The sequence below is a fragment of the Sphingobium sp. TKS genome (genome assembly GCF_001563265.1).
Taxonomy (GTDB): domain Bacteria; phylum Pseudomonadota; class Alphaproteobacteria; order Sphingomonadales; family Sphingomonadaceae; genus Sphingobium.
This window is the reverse complement of sequence record NZ_CP005083.1, coordinates 3,168,604-3,189,134: the sequence shown is the minus strand read 5'-3', so window position 1 is coordinate 3,189,134 and position 20,531 is coordinate 3,168,604. Positions and strand designations below refer to the sequence as shown.

Annotated in this window: 21 protein-coding genes; 18 read left to right on the top strand and 3 right to left on the bottom strand. The window is 64.4% G+C overall.

Annotation, left to right across the window (positions count from 1 at the left end; all coding sequences use genetic code 11):
- Nucleotides 1-10 precede the first annotated feature (10 nt).
- The 5 genes from fghA to K426_RS15745 all read left to right on the top strand — a co-directional run bounded on the left by fghA (nt 11) and on the right by K426_RS15745 (nt 3,083).
- Complete coding sequence (gene fghA, locus K426_RS15765; RefSeq protein WP_066561875.1) at nt 11-853, top strand: S-formylglutathione hydrolase; 843 nt, start codon at nt 11-13, stop codon at nt 851-853.
- Entirely contained in the window at nt 853-1,257 is a 405-nt protein-coding gene (locus K426_RS15760; protein WP_066559000.1) for a ketosteroid isomerase-related protein, read from the top strand. Before fghA ends, K426_RS15760 begins: the two co-directional genes overlap by 1 nt.
- Entirely contained in the window at nt 1,254-1,844 is a 591-nt protein-coding gene (locus tag K426_RS15755; protein ID WP_082748620.1) for a GNAT family N-acetyltransferase, read from the top strand. Before K426_RS15760 ends, K426_RS15755 begins: the two co-directional genes overlap by 4 nt.
- 41 nt (nt 1,845-1,885) lie before the next feature.
- Nucleotides 1,886-2,656: an NUDIX domain-containing protein gene (locus tag K426_RS15750; RefSeq protein WP_066558998.1), complete on the top strand. Its 771-nt coding sequence runs from the start codon at nt 1,886-1,888 to the stop codon at nt 2,654-2,656.
- Between the two features lie 154 nt (nt 2,657-2,810).
- Nucleotides 2,811-3,083, top strand: a complete 273-nt coding sequence (locus tag K426_RS15745) for a DUF4242 domain-containing protein (protein WP_066558995.1) — start codon at nt 2,811-2,813, stop codon at nt 3,081-3,083.
- A gap of 188 nt (nt 3,084-3,271) precedes the next feature.
- Here the strand turns inward: K426_RS15745 and trpE are convergent, their stop codons facing one another.
- The gene (gene trpE / locus K426_RS15740) at nt 3,272-4,774 is read right to left on the bottom strand and encodes an anthranilate synthase component I (protein ID WP_066558992.1); all 1,503 of its coding nucleotides are present in this window, start codon (nt 4,772-4,774) and stop codon (nt 3,272-3,274) included.
- Nucleotides 4,775-4,799: 25 nt separating this feature from the next.
- Nucleotides 4,800-6,749 (bottom strand): peptidylprolyl isomerase, encoded by a 1,950-nt coding sequence (locus K426_RS15735; protein WP_066558990.1) that lies wholly within the window; start codon nt 6,747-6,749, stop codon nt 4,800-4,802.
- Nucleotides 6,750-6,943: 194 nt separating this feature from the next.
- Between K426_RS15735 and tpiA the strand changes: the two genes are divergently transcribed.
- From tpiA to K426_RS15720, 3 genes are all read left to right on the top strand, one after another.
- Nucleotides 6,944-7,684, top strand: coding sequence for a triose-phosphate isomerase (gene tpiA / locus K426_RS15730; RefSeq protein WP_066558983.1), 741 nt, complete (start codon nt 6,944-6,946; stop codon nt 7,682-7,684).
- A 105-nt stretch (nt 7,685-7,789) separates the two neighbouring features.
- A complete protein-coding gene (gene secG / locus K426_RS15725) occupies nt 7,790-8,167 on the top strand; it encodes a preprotein translocase subunit SecG (protein ID WP_066558980.1) in 378 nt (125 codons plus the stop codon).
- 90 nt (nt 8,168-8,257) lie between these two features.
- On the top strand, nt 8,258-9,892 hold the full coding sequence (locus K426_RS15720; protein ID WP_066558977.1) for a CTP synthase: 1,635 nt from the start codon (nt 8,258-8,260) through the stop codon (nt 9,890-9,892).
- Between the two features lie 91 nt (nt 9,893-9,983).
- Here K426_RS15720 and K426_RS15715 read toward each other — a convergent pair whose 3' ends face one another.
- Nucleotides 9,984-11,117, bottom strand: coding sequence for a PQQ-dependent sugar dehydrogenase (locus K426_RS15715; RefSeq protein WP_066558974.1), 1,134 nt, complete (start codon nt 11,115-11,117; stop codon nt 9,984-9,986).
- Nucleotides 11,118-11,283: 166 nt separating this feature from the next.
- On the opposite strand from K426_RS15715, the gene rimP reads away from it, so the two are divergent.
- The 10 genes from rimP to rpsO all read left to right on the top strand — a co-directional run bounded on the left by rimP (nt 11,284) and on the right by rpsO (nt 20,433).
- Nucleotides 11,284-11,808 (top strand): ribosome maturation protein RimP, encoded by a 525-nt coding sequence (rimP, locus tag K426_RS15710; protein WP_066558972.1) that lies wholly within the window; start codon nt 11,284-11,286, stop codon nt 11,806-11,808.
- A 12-nt stretch (nt 11,809-11,820) separates the two neighbouring features.
- The gene (gene nusA, locus K426_RS15705) at nt 11,821-13,392 is read left to right on the top strand and encodes a transcription termination factor NusA (RefSeq protein ID WP_066558966.1); all 1,572 of its coding nucleotides are present in this window, start codon (nt 11,821-11,823) and stop codon (nt 13,390-13,392) included.
- A 6-nt stretch (nt 13,393-13,398) separates the two neighbouring features.
- Entirely contained in the window at nt 13,399-13,635 is a 237-nt protein-coding gene (locus K426_RS15700; RefSeq protein WP_066558962.1) for a tautomerase family protein, read from the top strand.
- Nucleotides 13,636-13,797: 162 nt separating this feature from the next.
- Entirely contained in the window at nt 13,798-14,454 is a 657-nt protein-coding gene (locus K426_RS15695) for a DUF448 domain-containing protein (protein ID WP_066558958.1), read from the top strand.
- Between the two features lie 73 nt (nt 14,455-14,527).
- Nucleotides 14,528-17,134, top strand: a complete 2,607-nt coding sequence (gene infB / locus K426_RS15690; RefSeq protein ID WP_066558956.1) for a translation initiation factor IF-2 — start codon at nt 14,528-14,530, stop codon at nt 17,132-17,134.
- Between the two features lie 48 nt (nt 17,135-17,182).
- A complete protein-coding gene (gene rbfA / locus K426_RS15685) occupies nt 17,183-17,578 on the top strand; it encodes a 30S ribosome-binding factor RbfA (RefSeq protein ID WP_066558954.1) in 396 nt (131 codons plus the stop codon).
- Between the two features lie 123 nt (nt 17,579-17,701).
- Nucleotides 17,702-18,598, top strand: a complete 897-nt coding sequence (locus tag K426_RS15680; RefSeq protein ID WP_066558952.1) for an alpha/beta hydrolase — start codon at nt 17,702-17,704, stop codon at nt 18,596-18,598.
- On the top strand, nt 18,598-19,179 hold the full coding sequence (locus K426_RS15675) for a thymidine kinase (RefSeq protein WP_066558944.1): 582 nt from the start codon (nt 18,598-18,600) through the stop codon (nt 19,177-19,179). Before K426_RS15680 ends, K426_RS15675 begins: the two co-directional genes overlap by 1 nt.
- 60 nt (nt 19,180-19,239) lie before the next feature.
- Entirely contained in the window at nt 19,240-20,148 is a 909-nt protein-coding gene (gene truB / locus K426_RS15670) for a tRNA pseudouridine(55) synthase TruB (RefSeq protein WP_066558936.1), read from the top strand.
- A gap of 15 nt (nt 20,149-20,163) precedes the next feature.
- On the top strand, nt 20,164-20,433 hold the full coding sequence (rpsO, locus tag K426_RS15665; RefSeq protein ID WP_022681215.1) for a 30S ribosomal protein S15: 270 nt from the start codon (nt 20,164-20,166) through the stop codon (nt 20,431-20,433).
- Nucleotides 20,434-20,531: the final 98 nt, after the last annotated feature.

The window sequence follows — 20,531 nt, the reverse complement described above, 5'->3', positions numbered from 1 at the left end:
TCCCATGACATTGGAGCAGGTCAGCGCGAACAAGGCCTTTGGCGGGGTGCAGGGCGTGTATCGCCACGCATCCTCCGCAACGGGCACCGAGATGACCTTCTCGGTCTATGTGCCGCCTCATGAGCAAGGGGCGAAACTGCCGGTCGTCTGGTATCTGTCGGGGCTGACCTGCACCCACGCCAATGTCACTGAAAAGGGTGAGTTCCGTGCGGTTTGCGCGGAACTGGGCCTGATCTTCGTCGCCCCGGATACCAGCCCGCGTGGCGAGGACGTGGCGGACGATCCGGACGGCGCCTATGATTTCGGTCTGGGCGCCGGATTCTACGTCGATGCGACGCAGCATCCCTTTGCGGCCCATTATCGCATGTGGTCCTATGTGACCGAGGAACTGCCCGCGCTGGTCGCGGCGCATTTTCCCGCCGCCATGGAACGCCAGTCGATCATGGGGCACAGCATGGGCGGCCATGGCGCACTCACCATCGGGCTAAACCATCCCGACCGGTTCAGGGCGGTATCGGCCTTCGCGCCGATCGTCGCGCCGGGCAGGGTGCCCTGGGGACGGAAGGCGCTGGGCGGCTATCTGGGTGAGGATGTTGCGGCATGGCGGCGGCATGACGCGGTCGCGCTGATCGAGGATGGCGCTCGCGTCCCTGCGCTGCTGGTCGATCAAGGCATGGCCGACAATTTTCTCGAACAGGAATTGCGTCCCGAACTGCTGAAGGCGGCCTGCGAGACGGCGGGCATCGACCTGACGCTGAACCTGCGCGAAGGCTATGACCACAGCTATTATTTCATTTCCACCTTCATGGCCGACCATCTGCACTGGCACGCGGCTCGGCTCGTTAAGGACTGATGAGCGAGACTGTGCTGTCCCTTTATTATGATGCCTTCAACCGCGGCGATGCCACGGCGATGCTGGATCTGCTGACCGATGATGTGGTGCACGAACCCTCGCAGGGCGAGCCGCGTCACGGCAAGGCGGCCTTCGCGGCGTTCCTCGACCATATGAACCGCTGTTACAGGGAACGGGTGATCGACCCCGTTTTCCTGACCTCCGCCGACGGCGCGCGCGCAGCGGCGGAGTTCCATCTGGAGGGTGAATATCTTCAGACCGACAATGACCTGCCGCCCGCGAACGGACAGCGGTACCGTTTGCGGGTGGGCGCGTTCTTCGAAATCGTGGACGGTCGGATCGCCCGCGTCAGCAACCATTATAATCTGGCCGACTGGCTGCGGCAGGTGAGCGGCGCGGCATGACGACCGATCTTGTCGCGCCGCTGGTGATCGAGCGGATCGGCCGGGACGATATGTCCCTGCGCGCGCTCGCCACCCTGCGGATGACGGTGTTTCGCACCTGGCCTTATCTTTATGATGGCAGTCTGGATTATGAGGCCGGCTATCTGGCGGAATTTCTGAGTGACGCTGATGCGATCCTCATCGTCGCGCGAGTAGGCGAGATTCCAGTTGGCATGGCGACAGCCTCGCCCATGGCAACGCAGTCCGATGCGATCAAGGCCTCCTTCCTCGCAGCGGGCGTTGATCCCCGCGCGGTCCATTATTTCGGGGAATCAGTGCTGCTGCCGCAATTTCGCGGGCAGGGCATCGGCCATCGCTTCTTCGATGAACGGGAGGCGGCGGCAAAGGCGGCGGGCGCGGATTGCGCCGCATTCTGCGCGGTGGCGCGCGAAGAGAATGATCCCCGCCGCCCCGCAGGAGTCCGGGATTTGGCGGATTTCTGGCATAAGCGAGGCTACCGCATTGCCCCACTTCTGGTTGAAGAATATTTCGCGGGAGAACGGGGCAACGACCTTGGGGTCGGCAGTCCCTTCGCGGAATTGACCTAAGGGACTTTACCGCTTGCGATTTCAACGCCTATTGCGGTTCCATGACAGAGAATATGCCACAAGGACGCGCCGCCGCGACGGTGGTCATCCTGCGTCATCGACCGGGCGCGGCGCCGGAAATCCTAATGATGGAACGGGCGTCGAGCATGGCCTTCGCGGCGGGCGCGCTGGTCTTTCCGGGCGGAGCGGTGGATGTCGGCGATCATGCCCTGGCCGCGAAAATCGCCGGCGGCCTGCCGCTGGACGAAGCGGCGGCGCGCATCGCCGCGATCCGCGAGACGCTGGAGGAAAGCGGCCTGGCCATCGCCTTCACCCGTCCGCTGGAGCCGGACCGGATCGGCGCCATGCGGCGGGCGCTGGCGGAGGGAGCGGGCCTTGGAGACATTCTGGGCGCGCATGGGCTGGAAGTCGCGCTGGATGCGCTGGTCCCCTTTGCCCGCTGGCATCCAGCCCGACTGGAACATGCACGGCGCGTGTTCGATACCCGCTTCTACCTCGCCCGGGCGCCGGAGGGACAGGCGGCGAGCGTCGATGAAACCGAAAATGTGCAGCTTTTCTGGAGCGGCGCGACGGAGACGCTGGAGCGTTGCGATCGGGGGGAAGGACAGGTCATCTTTCCGACGCGGCGCAATCTGGAGCGGCTGGCGCAATTCGGCAGCTTCGATGATCTGGCGGCGCATGCCCTGTCGATCCCGGTCGAAAAGGTGACGCCCTGGTTCGAGGAGAGAAATGGAGAGAGGCATCTCTGCATTCCCGGTCACCTTGGCTATCCGGTGACGTCGGAACCAGCGGGAACCGTCCGGCGTGTCTGAAGCATGCGCCGGGTCCATGCCTTTTCCGCGCCGCCTCGTTCGTCTCGCGGCGGTTGGTGCTGGCGGCCTGTCGTGATGACTAACCCGATATCGCCTCTCGAACCGGGCGCGTGAAAGGCGTACACTCCGCCCGTCTTCAGATGGGGAGGATGCCATGCCGCAATATGTGATCGAACGGGACATGCCGGGCGTCGGCCAATTGTCGGGCGATCAGCTCAAGGGTGCGTCGCAAGGGTCTTGCAATGTCCTGCGCCAGCTTGGCCCGGATATCCAATGGGTCCACAGCTATGTGACGGATGACAAGATCTACTGCGTCTATCGCGCCCCCAGTGAGGAACTGATCCGCCAGCATGCGGAAATGGCTGGCTTCCCGGCCAACAGCATCGCTCAGGTGCGCGCGACGATCGATCCGACGACGGCGGATTAAAGCGTTCAGGGACTGAGTGCGTGGGAGCGGTGTCACCAAATGGGTAGAAGACGGACAGTCGTTGACGTGCTCCTGCGGAGGCAGGAGCCCAGTTCCGCCGTCTGATCTGGGTTCCTGCCTTCGCAGGAACACGGTGCACTCAATCGCTGAAAATGGCCCATTTCAACCACAGGCCAATCCCAATAGGGCTACTGCCCGAAACCCGCCGAGCGCGCCAATGCCACGGCTTCCCTTGCCGCAGCGAGCAGCGCGCCGCTCTTCGCTTCGCATTCGCGCTGTTCATATTCCGGCGTCGAATCCGCCACGATGCCCGCGCCCGCCTGGACATGCATCACGCCATCCTTGAGCACAGCGGTGCGCAGGACGATGCAGCTATCCATATTGCCGTCCGGCCCGAAATAGCCGACACCCCCGGCATAAGCCCCACGCGTCTCCGGCTCCAACTTCGCGATGATCTCGCAGGCGCGCACCTTGGGCGCGCCTGAAACCGTGCCCGCCGGGAAGCCCGCGAACAGCGCGTCCAGCGCATCCTTCTCCGGCGCCAGCCGCCCCACGACATTGGAGACTATGTGCATGACATGGCTGTAGAATTCGACGGTATAGCTGTCCGTCACGGTGACGGTGCCCGCCGCCGCGACCCGGCCGACATCGTTGCGGCCGAGGTCGAGCAGCATCAGATGTTCCGCCCGTTCCTTGGGGTCAGCCAGCAGGCTTTCTCGGTTGGCGGCGTCCTCGACGGCATTCTTGCCGCGTGGGCGGGTGCCGGCGATCGGGCGGATGGTGACTTCGCCGTCGCGCGCCCGGACCAGGATTTCCGGGCTGGATCCGATCAAGGCAAAGCCGGGCAGGTCGAGATAATAGAGGAAGGGCGAGGGGTTGATCCGCCGCAATGCGCGGTAGAGCGCGATCGGCGGCAGGGTGAAGGGGCTGGTGAAGCGCTGCGCCAGCACGACCTGAAAAATGTCGCCCGCGACGATATAGTCCTTCGCCTTGTTGACCATGGCGGCATAGCGGCCCGGCTCCAGCACCGGCGTCACCGCGACATCGGCAATCTCGGCCGGGGCGGTCTGTACGGGCAGGGGCGCCGCCAGCCGCGCAGCAATGGCGTCGATCCGCTCCAGCGCCTGTTCCACGGCGCGATCGGCGTCGGCAAAGCTGCCCTTCCACACCGGCGCGACCAGAAAGAGCGCGTCGGCCAGCCGGTCGAACACCAATATGACCGTCGGCCGCACGAACAGCATGTCGGGAAGCGCGATGGGATTTTCCGCGGGGCGGGGCAGCTTTTCGACCAGCCCGACCGTCTCATAGCCGAAATAGCCGACCAGACAGGCCAGAGCAGCGGGTAGTGCCGGATCAAGCTCCGCCCGGCACTCCGCGACCAGCGCCCGCAGCGCATCCAATGCGTCCACGCTTTCCGGCACAAAGGCTTCCCGGTCGGTCGCCCATTGGCGGTTGATCTCGGCCGCATGGCCCTGCGCCCGGAAAACGAGGTCGGGGGCCAGCCCGATCAGGCTGTAGCGGCCCCGCACCGCGCCGCCTTCGACCGATTCCAGCAGGAAGTCGCCGCGATCGGCCTCGAACAATTTGAGCGCGGCGGAAATCGGCGTGTCGGTATCAGCGATCTGGCGCCGCCACACCAGCGCGGATTGCCCCGCCGCCAGTGCCTTGCGCGCGCTCTCGATGCCGTCCATCCCTGCCGGTCCCCCCGCAACCATCTTACTGACCGCCATTATTGGCGCTGGCGAGAGCGCGCTGGACGCTGGCCACCGCATTGGCGTTGCGCTTGACGCCCAGCTCCTTCTCGACGGCGCGCTCGAACTGCTGGCCATATTCCTGGCCGACGACGTCGCTGAGCTGGTCGCGGACCTGATTGACCAGCGCCTTGTCGCTGCCCGCGTCACCGCGCTTGATGGCGTTCAACTGCACCACGAAATAGCCGCGATCCTGCCCGGCGGGCAGCGTCTTCACGCTGTTGGGCGCCATGGTGAACAGCATCGCGACCTCGGCGGGCGGACGCTGCCCGTCGCGCATGATGTCGGCGCGGCGACCACCCACCACCTGAGGCTTGGGCAGGGCGACACCGGCGGAGGCTACCGCCTCCTCCAGCTTCATGCCCTTGGCGACCTTGGCGCGGATCTGTTCGGCCAGCGCCTTCGCCTTCTCATTGCCCTGGGCGAGCTTGTACTGCATCGCCACCAGCGCCTTGACCTTGGCGAGCGGCGGCGGCGCGGCGGCTTGGATGTCGCCGGGCGCGGCCAGCGCATAGCGCTTGTCGGCAGCGATCGGGATCAGTTGCGCATCGTCATCCTGGCTCATCCCGAAGACGGGGGCGAGCAGCGGCTTCACATCGGGGGAGAGCTGATAGGCCGCATCCTCGACCTGCTTGCCGGAGGAAACGAGGAAAGGCGTGGTCTCCAGCTTCAGGCCATTATCCTTCACCACTTCCTCGAAGCTGCCGCCATTGGCGATCTGATCCTCGATCTTGCCGGTGAAGTCGTTCAGCAGCTTCTTTTCCTTCTGCGTCCGCAGCGTGGCGACGATTTCGCTCCGCACGGCTTCCAGGGCGCGCGCGGGCGTCGACTTGACGGCCGTGACGCGCAGCAGCGCCCAGCCCAGCGACCCGCGCATCGGGCCGACCAGCTCGCCCTGCTTCGCAGCAAAGCCCGCATTGGCCAGAGCGGCGGAAGAAGCGGCAGTCAGCGCCTCACGGCTCTGGTCGGTCAGCTCGGACACGGAGAGACCAGCGCCCTGCGCCGCGGCGGCGAGCGACTTGCCGCCCTTCACCTGATCTGCAATCGCCTTGGCGCCTGCCTCGGTCGGCAGGATCAATTGCTCGAAGCTGCGGCTTTCCCTGGCGGCATAGGCGGCCTTGTTCTGGTTGTAGGCGGCCGCGATCTCCGCCTCGGTCGGCTGTGCCGCCTGGGTGAAGCGTTCGGCATCGATCACCGCGTAGCGGATGCGGCGCTGTTCCGGAATCGTGTAGCGCGCGGCATTCTGCTTGTAGAAGTCATTGAGTTGCGCGTCGGTCGGATCCTTGATGTCCCTGAATGCGCTGGCGGGAACGACGGCGATGGTTCCCTGGCGCGCCTCCAGCAGCAGCGAGGCATAGGGCAGCACCATGGAGTCGGTCAGCTTCACGCCCAGGCCCAGGGGGGCGAGCATCTGCCGCTCCAATATTTCGCGGCTGATATCGTCGCGCAGCGCCTGTTCCGTGATCCGTTCCCGCAGCAGCAATTGCCGGAAATTCTCCTGGCTGAAATTGCCCGCCGCGTCCTGAAAGGCCGGGATCTGCGCGATCTGCGCGTCGACCAGCCGCTTGGAAATATGGACCTTCTGGTCGCCCGCATATTCCTTCAGCGTCATCGATGCGACGAGTTGATCATAGACTTGCGCTCCGCCGCCTTGGGCCAGGAAATCGCTGATCTGAAGGCCCGGATTGGAACGGCGCGCATTTTCGAACACGCGCTGCACCCGGTCCTGAAATTCCGTCATCGTCAGGCGCGATCCGCCCGCCTTCGCCGCGGTTTCTCCGGCGCCCAGCGACGTGCCGAACTTGCCGCTGGTGAGGTCCCCCATGATGAAGGCGGCCGCGACGATCCCAAGGAAGATCAGGGCCGCGAAGGCGCCGAATTTGGAGTGGATGAAACGGCGAAAGACTGAAAGCATGGAGGAAAGTCCGTAAATGCGGCTTTGATGGCGGCCCGCTTTAAGGGCGGATCGTCGCGTGGGCAAGGGGCGCGACGGGCGCAAGGCTGGACAAATGCCCGTGCGCCGTTCATCGGCTCGGCCAACTCGACGGTTCGCATTGGAGAGCGGCGCCGTTGGGCACCGTGCAGCAATAACCATAAGGGGAAAGATCGATGAGCAGGCGGAAGCTGGTTGTCGGGAACTGGAAGATGAACGGCCTTCGTGCCCAATTAGGCGAGGTGGAGGCGATCGGCGGCCTTGCGCGCGAATATCCGGCGGTGGATGTCGGGCTGTGTCTGCCCGCGACGCTGATCGCGGCGGCGGACGGCGTGAAAGGCGCGGCCTTCGTCGGCGCGCAGGATTGCCATATGAAGGCGAGCGGCGCGCAAACCGGCTGCCTTTCCGCTGCGATGCTGGCGGAGGCCGGTGCGAGCTGGACCATCGTCGGCCATAGCGAGCGGCGGCAGGACCAGGGCGAAACGGATGCCGATGTCGCGGCGAAAGCACTGGCGGCGAAGGCGGCGGGGCTGAAGGTCATCCTCTGCGTCGGCGAAAGCCTCGACGTCCGGGATGCGGGCAATGCGGAGGCGGTCGTATCGGCGCAATTGCTGGCATCTTTGCCGGACGGGGCGGCGGCGGACTGGCTGGCGATCGCCTATGAACCGATCTGGGCGATCGGCACGGGGCGAATCCCGACGATGGAAGCGGTCGCCGCCATGCACGCCGCCCTGCGCGCCGCGCTGGCGAGCCGGATCGGCGGGGAGGCCGATGGGATGCGAATCCTCTATGGCGGGTCGATGAACGGCGACAATGCGGCGGAGCTTCTGGCGCTGGCCGATGTCGACGGCGGCCTGATCGGCGGCGCAAGCCTGACGGCGGAGAAATTCGCTCCGGTAATCGCAGCGGCCGCCTGAATAAGCCCTCTGCAGGCGGGAGGGGAGAAGAGGGGCGGTTGCCCCCGCGCCCCTTCATCGCTATGTGCGCGGCAACGCACCCATTACCAGACAGAGTTCGCCCCCATGTTCACCTTCATCCTCGTCGTGCAGGCCATTGTCGCTGCTCTGCTGGTCACCGTCATCCTGATGCAGAAGTCGGAAGGCGGCGGCCTGGGCGTCGGCGGCAGCCCGGCGGGGTTCATGTCTGCGCGCGGCGCGGCCGATTTCCTGACCCGCTCGACCACGATTCTTGCCGCTATCTTCGTGACTCTGTCGGTCGTGCTGGCGGTCATCGCATCGATCCAGCACCGCCCGAGCGACATCGACACATCGCTCGTGAAGCAGGCGCCCAGCGCTCCGGCGACCGCTCCGGCTCCGGCCACCGGCAATGATCCGCTGGCCGGCGCTGCGGGCGCGGCGAGCAGCAACGCTGCAAATGGTGCGGTTCCGCTCGCGAACTGAACGACTTAACCGTCAATTTCGCTTTTTTTGCTCGCGCGTGGATTCGCGCGCTTGCTTAACTCGTTTGTAAAAGGCTAAGCCTCTCCTCCCATGGCGCGGTATATTTTCATCACCGGCGGCGTGGTCTCCTCGCTTGGCAAGGGCCTGATGGCCGCTTCGCTTGCAGCTTTGTTGCAAGCGCGAGGTTTCCGTGTGCGCATTCGGAAATTCGATCCCTATCTCAACGTCGATCCGGGCACGATGAGTCCGTATCAGCATGGCGAAGTCTATGTGACTGATGACGGGGCGGAAACCGACCTCGACCTTGGCCATTATGAGCGCTTTACCGGCGTTTCGGCGCGGCAATCCGACAATGTGACCCAGGGCCGCGTCTATCAGACCATCATCCAGCGCGAGCGGCGCGGCGACTATCTGGGTGCGACGGTGCAGGTGATCCCGCACGTCACTGACGAGATCAAGGCCTTTGCCCTCGCCGAATCCGACGATCTGGATTTCGTGTTGTGCGAGATTGGCGGGACGGTGGGCGACATCGAATCGCTGCCCTTCATGGAGGCGATCCGCCAGCTTCATAATGATCTGGGGCGCAGCCAGTCGATTTTCGTCCATGTGACGCTGGTCCCCTATATCGCGGCGGCGGGCGAGCTGAAGACCAAGCCGACCCAGCATAGCGTGCGCGAACTGACCTCGCTCGGCATCCAGCCCGACATATTGCTCTGTCGCTGCGAACATCCGTTGCCGGAGAGCGAGCGGCACAAGATCGCGCTGTTCTGCAACGTCCGGCCCGAAGCCGTCATCCCGGCGCTCGACGCGAGCAGCATCTATGCCGTGCCGACGCAATATCATGCCGAGGGGCTGGACGATGAAGTGCTGCGCGCTTTCGGCATGGAGGGTGCGCCCGAGCCGAAGCTCGACCGCTGGCACGACATCATGGACCGCCAGCAAAATCCCGAGGGCGAAGTCACCATCGGCGTGGTCGGCAAATATGTCGGCCTGCCCGATGCCTATAAGTCGCTTCACGAAGCCCTACACCATGGCGGTTTCGCCAACCGGGTGAAGGTCAACATCAAGTGGATCGACGCCGAATTGTTCGAGGAAGAGGGGGCGGACATCGCCGCCCGGCTTGAGCCGATGCACGGCATCCTCGTCCCCGGCGGCTTCGGCGTGCGCGGGTCGGAGGGCAAGATCGCCTCGGTCAAGTTCGCCCGCGAGCGCAATGTGCCTTTCTTCGGCATTTGCCTGGGCATGCAGATGGCCTGCATCGAGGGCGCGCGGAACACGGCGGGCATCGACAATGCCTCGACCACCGAATTTGGCGAAACCAGCGAGCCGGTCGTCGGCCTCATCACCGAATGGATGAGCAAGGAAGGCCTGCAAAAGCGCACGGCGGAGACCGATCTGGGCGGCACGATGCGTCTGGGCGCCTATCCGGCCAAGCTCACCGGCAACAGCGTCGTGTCGGGCATCTACGGCGCGAGCGAGATCAGCGAGCGGCACCGCCATCGCTATGAGGTCAATGCGGGCTATCGCGAACCGCTGGAAAAGGGCGGCCTGATCTTCTCGGGCATGTCGCCCGACGGCATGTTGCCGGAAATCGTCGAGCGGCCGGACCATTCCTGGTTCGTCGGCGTGCAGTTCCACCCGGAACTCAAGTCCAAACCCTTCGACCCGCATCCGCTGTTCGCCAGCTTCATCGAAGCGGCGGTCAAGCAGAGCCGGTTGGTTTGATTGCATGTGTCATCCCAGCGAAAGCTGGGATCTCGTGCGGCTATGTCTCGCGCTTCGGCTTGAGACCCCGGCTTTTGCTGGGATGACGATATCAGGCAGGCGTCAGCTTCAATAACCGTCCCTGCGACCCATCCTTGCCATCCTCCAGCAGCCAGAGCGCGCCATCCGGCCCTTGCTCCACCTCCCGGATTCGCGCGCCCATGTCCCACCGATCGGCTTTGACGGCCTTGTCTCCGTCCAGCTTCACGCGCACCAGCGACTGGCTCGACAGCCCGCCGATGAACAGCGAATTCTTCCACTGCGGGAACAGGTCGCCCGAATAATAGACAAGCCCACCGGGCGAGATCACCGGATTCCACCAGAGCTTTGGCGCTTCGAACCCGTCGCCCGGCTTGTGATCGGGAATGTCGCGCCCATCATAATGGCTGCCGTTGGAAGCGAGGGGATAGCCATAATTCAGCCCCGGCTTGATCAGATTGAGTTCATCCCCGCCTCGCGGCCCCATTTCCTGCTCCCAGAGCCGCCCGTCCTTGTCGAACGCGATCCCCAGCAGGTTGCGATGCCCATAGGACCAGACCGCCGGATGAAATCCCTTGGCCGCCAGCGGATTGCCCGCCGCAGCCGTCCCATCCAAATTCAACCGCAGCACCTTGCCCAATGTCGATTTCGGATCCTGCGCCGGATCGAATTTCTGCCGCTCGCCATTGGTGAAGAACAGATATTTCCTATCCGGGGAAAAGGCGATTCGCCCCGAATAATGGCCGTTGCCGTCGACATATTGGCTGGCACGGAAAATCACCTTCACGCCATCCAGCTTCGTCGTCCCGTCGCTTGCCTGATGGAAGGTGCCGGTGGCGAGCGCCACACCCTTGCCGCCCTGTCCGGTTTCGGAGAAGCTGAAATAAACCCTCTTGTCCTGCGCAAATCCGGGCGCCAGCACGACATCCATCAGGGCGCCCTGGCCTGCGCTGTCGACCTTCGGCATTCCCGCGACGGGAATTTTCGTTCCGTTTCCCGGATCGAACAGGATTATCTCGCCGGCCTTCTCGGTAATCAACATCCGCCCGTCCGGCAGGAAGGTCATCGCCCAGGGAGAATCGAAATCGGCAATCACCGACGTCTTGAATGGCTTGTCCGTCGAGGCGGCGCTATTTTGCCCCACGGCATTGTCCGGCGAACAGGCGATAAGCGCCAGGGGCAGGGCGGTCAGGGCGAATTGGCGCATCGAATCTCCTCTCGTCCGGGCATGAAATGCCCTGCAACAAATGTTGTTGCAGCAGCGCGGCATCCCGCCTATATCGCCGTTGCTTCCTTACATCGTCAAACATGTCGGGGTCGCAGGCAAGAGCCTGCGGCGACGAAGAAGCTGCACATTTGCTTTTGGAGACTGCATGGCGGACATCGCCGAACTGACAGCCCTGATCGAACCGGAGGTGAAAGCCCTGGGCTTCGCCCTCGTGCGCATCAAGCTGTTCGGATCGGGCGACGAATATACGCTGCAGATCATGGCCGAACGGCCGGAAACGAAGCAGCTCGTCATCGAGGATTGCGCCACCATCTCCCGCCGCCTCTCGGACGTGCTGGACGAAGCCGACCCGATCGAGGAGGCCTATCGCCTCGAAGTCAGCTCGCCTGGCATCGACCGTCCGCTGACCCGCCTGCACGATTTCATCGAATGGGCCGGGCATGAGGCGAAGATCGCCGCCGCCGAAACCGTCTCGGGCCGCAAGAGCTTCCGGGGCGTGCTGAACGGCGTCGAGGGCGAGGACATATTGTTCACCGACGTCAAGGCCGGTGAAGTGGTCATCCCTTTCGCGCTGGTCGGGGATGCCAAGCTGATACTGACCGACGCGCTGATTGCTGCTAGTATGCCGCTCTCCTCCGATGGGGCGGACGAGTTCGAAACCGAAGAATAAGGGTTCACGACCATGGCCAACGCCATTTCCGCCAACAAGGCCGAACTGCTCGCCATTGCGAACAGCGTCGCCAGCGAGAAGATGATCGACAAGGCGATCGTCATCGAGGCGATGGAAGACGCGATCCAGCGCGCCGCCCGCGCCCGCTATGGTGCGGAAAACGACATCCGCGCCAAGCTGGACCCGGAGACCGGAGACCTGCGCCTGTGGCGCGTCGTCGAGGTGGTCGAGGCTGTGGACGACTATTTCAAGCAGGTCGATCTGCGCCAGGCGCAGAAGCTGAAGAAGGATGCCGTGATCGGTGACTTCATCGTCGACCCGCTGCCCCCGATCGACCTGGGCCGCATCGACGCCCAGTCGGCCAAGCAGGTGATCTTCCAGAAGGTCCGCGACGCCGAGCGCGAACGCCAGCATGAGGAATTCAAGGACCGCGTGGGTGAGATCATCACCGGCGTCGTGAAATCCGTCGAATTCGGCCATGTCGTCGTCAATCTGGGCCGCGCCGAGGGCGTCATCCGCCGCGATCAGCAGATTCCCCGCGAAGTCGTCCGCGTGGGCGACCGCATCCGCTCGGTGATCCTGAACGTGCGCCGCGAAAATCGCGGGCCGCAGATTTTCCTCAGCCGCGCACACCCCGAATTCATGAAGAAGCTGTTCGCGCAGGAAGTGCCCGAAATCTATGACGGCGTGATCGAGATCAAGGCCGCCGCCCGCGATCCGGGCAGCCGCGCCAAGATCGGCGTCATCAGCCGCGATTCGAGCATCGACCCGGTCGGCGCCTGCGTCGGCATGAAGGGCAGCCGCGTGCAGGCCGTCGTGCAGGAAATGCAGGGCGAAAAGATCGACATCATCCCCTGGAGCGAGGACACCGCGACCTTCGTCGTCAACGCGCTTCAGCCCGCGCAGGTCGCCCGCGTCGTCATCGACGAGGAAGAGGAACGCATCGAAGTCGTCGTGCCCGACGATCAGCTCTCGCTCGCCATCGGCCGTCGCGGCCAGAATGTCCGTCTGGCCTCGCAGCTCACCGGCAAGGCCATCGACATCATGACCGAGGCCGACGCGTCCGAGAAGCGCCAGAAGGAATTCGTCGCCCGCTCCGAACTATTCCAGAACGAGCTGGATGTGGACGAGACGCTCTCGCAGCTTCTGGTGGCGGAAGGCTTTGGCGAGCTGGAAGAAGTCGCCTATGTCGGCGTCGAGGAACTGGCCGCGATCGAGGGCTTCGACGAAGACCTCGCCGCAGAATTGCAGAGCCGCGCGCAGGAAGCGCTGGATCGCCGCGAAGCCGCTGCCCGCGAAGAGCGCCAGGCGCTGGGCGTCGAGGACGCGCTGGCCGGCATGCCGCACCTCACCGAAGCCATGCTGGTGACGCTGGGCAAGGCGGGCATCAAGACGCTGGATGATCTGGCCGACCTCGCCACCGATGAGCTGATCGCGAAGAAGCGCGTCGACCAGCGCCGCCGCCGCAACGAAAGCAGCGAGGACAAGGGCGGGATTCTGGCCGAATATGGCCTGAACGAAGAGCAGGGCAATGAGATCATCATGGCCGCCCGCGCGCACTGGTTCGAAGACGAGGAAGCGTAAGAACAGATGCCCTTTGTCGACATCCGTCTGGCCGGAAACGCCACCCGTGAGCAGAAGGCGGCTATCGTCGCTGACGTCACCCAGTCGCTTGTCGAGCGGCTGGGGAAGTCGCCTGCTGCCGTGCAAGTGGTGATTTCCGAGATTTCGACGGAAAATTATGGGTCGGGCGGGCAGCTTATCGCTGACCGCGTGCCGGCCTCCAAACCTGGGGAGGACGCCAATGCTGCGGTCACTTCCCAATGAGAGGCTGAACGCCGACATCGCTGTTCGGCTGATGGGCTCCTGCGAAGGCAGGAGCCCATCCCCGCCGTCGCATCTCCTCGATAGCGCTGAACTGGGTTCCTGCTTTGGCTTGCGCTGCCCTTCGGGTCGCAGGAACATGGCAGTTGGCGGGGAGGCGCTGGCATGACCGAACGCAAATGCATTCTGTCCGGCGACCGCGCCGACCCGGAAATGCTGGTGCGCCTCGCCTGCGGCCCCAATGGCGAAATCCTGCCCGACATCCGCGCCAAAGCCCCCGGCCGGGGCGCCTGGATCGGCGTCACCCGCACCGAACTCGAACAGCCGCACATGAAAGGCAAGCTCAAGGGCGCACTGGCCCGCGCCTTCAAGACAGGCGAGTTGCAAATCCCCGACACGCTGCCCGCCCTCATCGAGGACGGCTTGCGCAAGGCTCTGCTGGACCGTCTGGGGCTGGAGGCGAAGGCTTCCATGGTCCTTACAGGTTCGGAAAAGATCGATGTCGCTTGCCGCAAAGGGGACGTGACCCTCTTGCTTCATGCCGCCGATGCGGCTGCAGACGGCAACCGCAAGCTCGATCAGGCGCTCCGCGTCGGGCAGGAGGCGGAGGGCACCGATTTGGCGGGCATCGTCTTGCCTGTGGACCGACACGCCCTATCTATGGCAATGGGGCGGGACAATGTCGTCCATATCGCAGTGACCGACTCGCGTGCGGCGTCGCGTCTGCGTGCGGCCATAGGCCGCTTGGAAAGCTATCTGGGTTGCGCTAACGAGGCGCCGGTGCATGGGGAGCAGGACTCTGCCGGTGCGCTGGGCGCCTGAAGTGGTTGTTGGAATTGAAAGGCGCCGGCGGGCCTTACCAGCCGGGTTGATGTGAAGGGTATAGTTCAGTCGTATGAGTGACAGCAAGGAAGACAAGCCGGTTCTGGGCCGCAAGCCGCTGGGGATCAAGCGCACGGTCGAGTCCGGTCAGGTGCAGCAGCAGTTCAGCCATGGCCGCAAGAATACGGTCGTGGTTGAGGTGAAGCGGCGCCGCATCCTGGGCAGGCCGGGTGAAGCCGGCGCCTCTGCGCCTGAGCTTCAGGCCGATCCCGCGCCTGCGCCTGTCGCTCCGGCGGCTCCGGCTTCCCCGCCGCAGCAGACTCGCGCGCCGCAGCCTGCCGCTCCCGTGCGCCAGTCGCCGCCGCAAAGCCTGATGTCGCGTCAGGAATTGCAGGCCAAGCTGCTGCGCGAGGCGGAAGAGGCCCGGATGACCGCGCTGGAAGATGCGCGCCGCCGCGAGGATGCCCAGCGTCTTGCCGCGACCGAGGAAGAAAAGCGCCGAGCCGAGGAAAATCGCTTGGCTGCCGAAGCCGCTGAGGCGGAAGCCACGCGTCAGGTCGAGCAACAGGCCAAGGCTGTCGAGGAAGTCGACGAGGCTCCGGCCGCGCCTGCGCCAACCGAAGAAGCTGCGCCTGCCGCCGAAGCCGCGCCCGCTGCCGCCGATCAGAAGCCGGCAACGCCCGGCGCCTCCGCCATGCCTCCGCCGCGCCGCTTTACCCCGGTCGCGCCGGTCAAGCGTCCGGAACCGGCCAAGCCCGACCGCGCCAAGCGTGGCGACGACAATCGCCGTCAGGCCGGCAAGCTGACCGTGACCCGCGCTCTGGCGGACGACGACAGCGCTCGCGCCCGCAGCCTCGCCGCGCTCAAGCGCGCCCGCGAGAAGGAACGCCGCGCCCATTATTCGGGCGGTGCCCAGGCTCGCGAAAAGCAGTCGCGCGATGTGGTCGTGCCGGAAAGCATCACCGTTCAGGAACTCGCCAACCGTATGGCCGAAAAGGGCGCGGATCTGGTGAAGGCTCTGTTCAAGATGGGCACTGCCGTCACGCTCAACCAGCCGATCGATCAGGATACGGCGGAATTGCTGGTCGAGGAATTCGGTCACCGCATCCAGCGCGTGTCCGATGCCGACGTCGAAATCGGCATCGAAGGCGATGTCGACGCGCCCGAGACGCTGAAGCTCCGTGCGCCGGTCGTAACCATCATGGGCCATGTCGACCACGGTAAGACCTCGCTGCTCGACGCGCTGCGCGGGACCGATGTGGTCGCGGGCGAAAGCGGGGGCATCACCCAGCATATCGGCGCCTATCAGGTGACGACCAAGGGGGGCGACGTCATCACCTTCCTCGATACGCCGGGCCACGAAGCCTTCTCTGAAATGCGCGCGCGCGGCGCCAACGTCACCGACATCGTCATCCTCGTGGTGGCGGCCGATGACGGGCTGATGCCGCAGACCATCGAAGCCATCAACCACACCAAGGCCGCTGGCGTCCCGATGATCGTGGCGATCAACAAGTGCGACAAGCCGGAAGCCAATCCGCAAAAGGTGCGCGAGCGTCTTCTGGAGCATGAGATCGTCGTCGAGGATATGGGCGGCGACGTGCAGGACGTGCAGGTATCGGCGCTCAAGAAGACGGGTCTGGACGAGCTGATCGAGAAGATTCTGCTCCAGGCCGAGGTCATGGAACTGACCGCCAACCCCGAACGCGCTGCCGAAGGCAATGTGATCGAGGCGCAGCTCGACAAGGGCCGTGGCGCGGTTGCCACCGTGCTGGTCCGCAGGGGCACGCTCAAGGTCGGCGACACCTTCGTCATCGGCGCGGAGAGCGGCAAGGTGCGTGCTCTGATCAATGACAAGGGCCAGAATGTGAAGACCGCCGGTCCCTCGACTCCGGTCGAGGTGCTGGGTCTTTCGGGTGTTCCCATGGCGGGCGACCAACTCACCGTCGTGGAAAATGAAGCCCGCGCCCGCGAAGTCGCCGCTTACCGTCAGGAACAGGCGACCAAGAAGCGCACCACCACCGCTCCGACCAGCTTCGAGCATATGTTCTCGGCGCTGAACACGACCGTCATCGAATATCCGGTGGTGGTGAAGGGCGACGTGCAGGGTTCGGTCGAAGCGATCGTGTCGTCGCTCAACCGCATCTCGACCGACGAGATCAAGGTGCGCATCCTGCATTCGGGCGTCGGCGCGATCACCGAAAGCGACGTCACGCTGGCAGCCGCCAGCCGTGCGCCGCTGATCGGCTTCAACGTCCGTCCCAATGCCAAGGCGCGTCAGTTGGCGGAGCGCGAGAAGATCTCGCTGCGCTATTATGACGTGATCTACGACCTGCTCGAAGAAGTCCGTGGCGAAATGGCGGGCCAGCTCGCGCCGGAGCGTATCGAAACCATCGTCGGCCGGGCCGAGGTGCTTCAGGTGTTCCCGGCGGGCAAGAAGGACAAGGCGGCCGGTCTGCTCGTCCTCGACGGCATCATCCGCAAGGGTCTCAATGCGCGCCTTACCCGCGACGATGTCATCGTGTCGCGCACCCACATCGCCTCGCTGCGCCGCTTCAAGGACGATGTGTCCGAAGTCCGTGCAGGCATGGAATGCGGTGCGGTGTTGCAGGACACCAACGACATCAAGCCCGGCGACACGCTCGAACTGTTCGAGGTCGAGGAACGCGCCCGCACGCTGTAACCATCGAATGAGCTACCCCGGTGCAAGCCGGGGTGGCCAGGATTTGCAATGGCTCAACAAAATGAAGGCCCCTCCGTTCGTCTGCTCCGTGTAGGCGAACAGGTGCGCCATGTCCTTTCCGACATCCTCCAGCGCGGTGACGTGCATGACGATGTGCTGGCCAGGCATGTCGTCAGCATCACCGAAGTCCGCATGTCACCCGACCTGCGCCACGCGACCGTGTTCGTGAAGTCGCTGCTGGGACAGGATGAGGAAGCGGTGCTGAAGGCTCTGCGCACCAATACCGCCTATCTCCAGCGCGAGGTTGCGACCCGCATCCGCCTCAAATATGCGGCGAAGCTTAAATTCCTGGCGGATGAGAGTTTCGATGAGGGTACCCACATCGACAAGCTGCTTCGCGACCCCAAGGTTGCCCGCGATCTGGAAACGCCTGAAGACGAATGAGCGCGCAGTGCTTCTGTGCGGGACTAGGCTCTCCGTGAAGCGAACTGATTCTAATCCCGTCGACGGGACGGCGCAGCCCGGCTAACAACGCCTCTCCCGGACAAGAACCAAGGGGCAGGGCATATGAAAAGAATCGGGATATTTTCGGGCGGATTATTGGCCCTCGCTGCGCCGCTGGCGGCGAAGGAAGCGCCGATCCACCCCGCCGTCATCAGCGATCCCGCGCCCGACAGCGCCTATCCGGCTGGCGTGAGCGCCTTCGTCATCCCCTCCGAGGATGGCGCGCTGAACGCGGTTCTCTATACCGCTGCCGGATCGGGCCTTCACCCGACTCTGCTTCTGCTCCACGGCTTTCCCGGCAATGAGCAGAATCTGGACATCGCCCAGGCCGCCCGCCGCGCCGGATGGAATGTCCTGACGCTTCACTATCGCGGCTCCTGGGGCAGTCCCGGCAGCTTCTCTTTCACCCACGCCTCGGAAGATGCCTGGAACGCGCTGCAATATCTCCAGCAATCCGCCACCGTGGCCAAATATCGTATCGATACCAGCACCATCGTCGTCGCAGGCCACAGCATGGGCGGCTTCATGGCCGCTGATGTCGCCGCCGCCGAACCCCATGTCGCCGGCCTGTTCCTGATCGACCCCTGGGACCCGGCCGAAACCGTTGCCGCGCTCTCGACGCCGCAGGGCGAAGCCGCCTGGAAGGCCGAAGTCGCCAGTGACCTGCCGCCGCTTGAAGGCGCGACCTATGACAGCCTGACCGGCGAAATCCGCGCCCAGCCGCAAAAATTCGACCTCGGCCGCCGACTGGTCGGCTATGGCCGCCGCCCGCTCACCATCATCGGCGCGGAGCGGGGCATCGGCGCTATGGCCCGCAAGGTCACCGCTGACGCGCAATCCGCCAATCCGGACACGCGGCTGATGGTCTGGCCGACCGACCATAGTTTCTCCGACAAGCGCATTGCGCTGGGAGATGCGCTTGTGCGCTTCCTCAAAAGCGTTGCTCCGATGGCACGCTGATGGCGAAGCTCTATTTCTACTACAGCTCGATGAACGCGGGCAAATCGACCACCCTGCTGCAATCAAGCTTCAACTATCGCGAGCGCGGCATGGAAACCATGCTCTGGACCGCCGCGATCGATGACCGCTACGGCCAGGGCCGGATCGTGTCCCGCATCGGGCTGGAGGCGCAGGCGCATCTCTTCGACGCGGCGACCGATCTTTTCCAGTCCGTCGAGGCGCGGCAGGCGGAGACCCCCTTGTCCTGCGTGCTGATCGACGAAGCGCAGTTCCTGAACACCGATCAGGTCTGGCAGCTTGCCGCGGTGTGCGACCGGTTGGGCATCCCCGTGCTCTGCTATGGCATCCGCACCGACTTCCAGGGGCGATTGTTCGAGGGCAGCGCGGCGCTGCTGGGCCTTGCCGACACGTTGACGGAGATCAAGACAATCTGCGAATGCGGGCGCAAGGCGATCATGAACCTGCGCGTCGATGGGAAAGGACGCCCGATCCGCGAGGGCGAGCAGACTGAAATCGGCGGCAATGACCGCTATGTCGCGCTCTGCCGCCGCCATTTTGCTGAAAGGCGATCGGGCGACTGATTTGTCTGCCGGCCCAAGAAGGGCTGACAATAGGCCGCATGACGGTTAGAGCCCGCCGCCATGCACGGCTGGATCATCATCGACAAACCCCATGGCCTGGGGTCGACCCAGGCAGTGAGCGCCGTGAAGCGCGCCCTGCGCCAGAGTGGCGCGGGGAAGTGGAAGGTCGGCCATGGCGGCACGCTCGACCCGCTGGCGACTGGCGTGCTGCCCATCGCGATCGGTGAAGCGACCAAGCTCGCCGGGCGGATGCTGGACAGCGACAAAATCTATGATTTTACCGTTGCCTTCGGTGTCCAGACCGACACGCTCGACCTGGAGGGCAAGGAAATCGCCGCCAGCGAGCATCGCCCGACGCTGGCCGATGTCGAAGCCGTGCTGCCGCGGTTCACCGGCCCGATCGAGCAGGCTCCGCCTGCCTATTCGGCTATCCTGATCGACGGCCAGCGCGCCTATGACCTCGCCCGCGCAGGGCAGGAGGTGGAGATGAAGACCCGCGCCGTCACCATCCACGCCCTCTCCATCACGGGGCAGGAGCCGGAAGGGCCAGAACTCGAGGAAAACAGGTTTGCCTCCGTCACCCTCACCGCTCATGTCTCCAAGGGCACCTATATCCGCAGCCTTGCCCGCGACATTGCGCTCGCGCTTGGCACGGTGGGCCATGTCACGATGCTCCGCCGGGTTAAGGCGGGGCCGTTCACCCTGGAATCCGCGATTTCGCTGGACAAATTGAACGAAGCTGCTAGGGGCGGCGGCATCGCGCAGTGCATGCTGCCGTTGACCGCAGGGCTGGACGACATCCCGGCTCTCGCAGTCTCTCCCGATGACGCGCTGGCTCTCCGACAGGGGAAGGTGCTTATGGGGAAACCGCATACCGGCCTGATGCTGGCGATGGACGGGCAAACACCCGTCGCGCTGGTCGAAGCCAGTGGCCCGGAGATCCGGGTGGTGCGCGGCTTTAATCTCTAAAATGAAAGGAAGCCGATGTCGATTACTGCTGAGCGCAAGGAAGCGCTGATCAAGGAACATGCCCGCGCCGAAGGCGATACCGGTTCGCCGGAAGTCCAGGTGGCGATCCTCTCGGAGCGCATTTCGAACCTGACCGAGCATTTCAAGGGTCACCACAAGGATAACCACAGCCGTCGCGGCCTGCTTATGCTGGTCAACAAGCGCCGTTCGCTGCTGGACTATCTGAAGAAGAAGGATGGGGCGCGTTACACCGACCTCATCGCCAAGTTGGGCCTGCGCAAGTAAGTGACCCAATCGTTCGGCCCGCTTCGGCGGGCCGATTACGTATTGGTCAAATAGGTCTGGGGCGCCCCCGCGAAGGCGGGGATCCAGGACAAAGACCA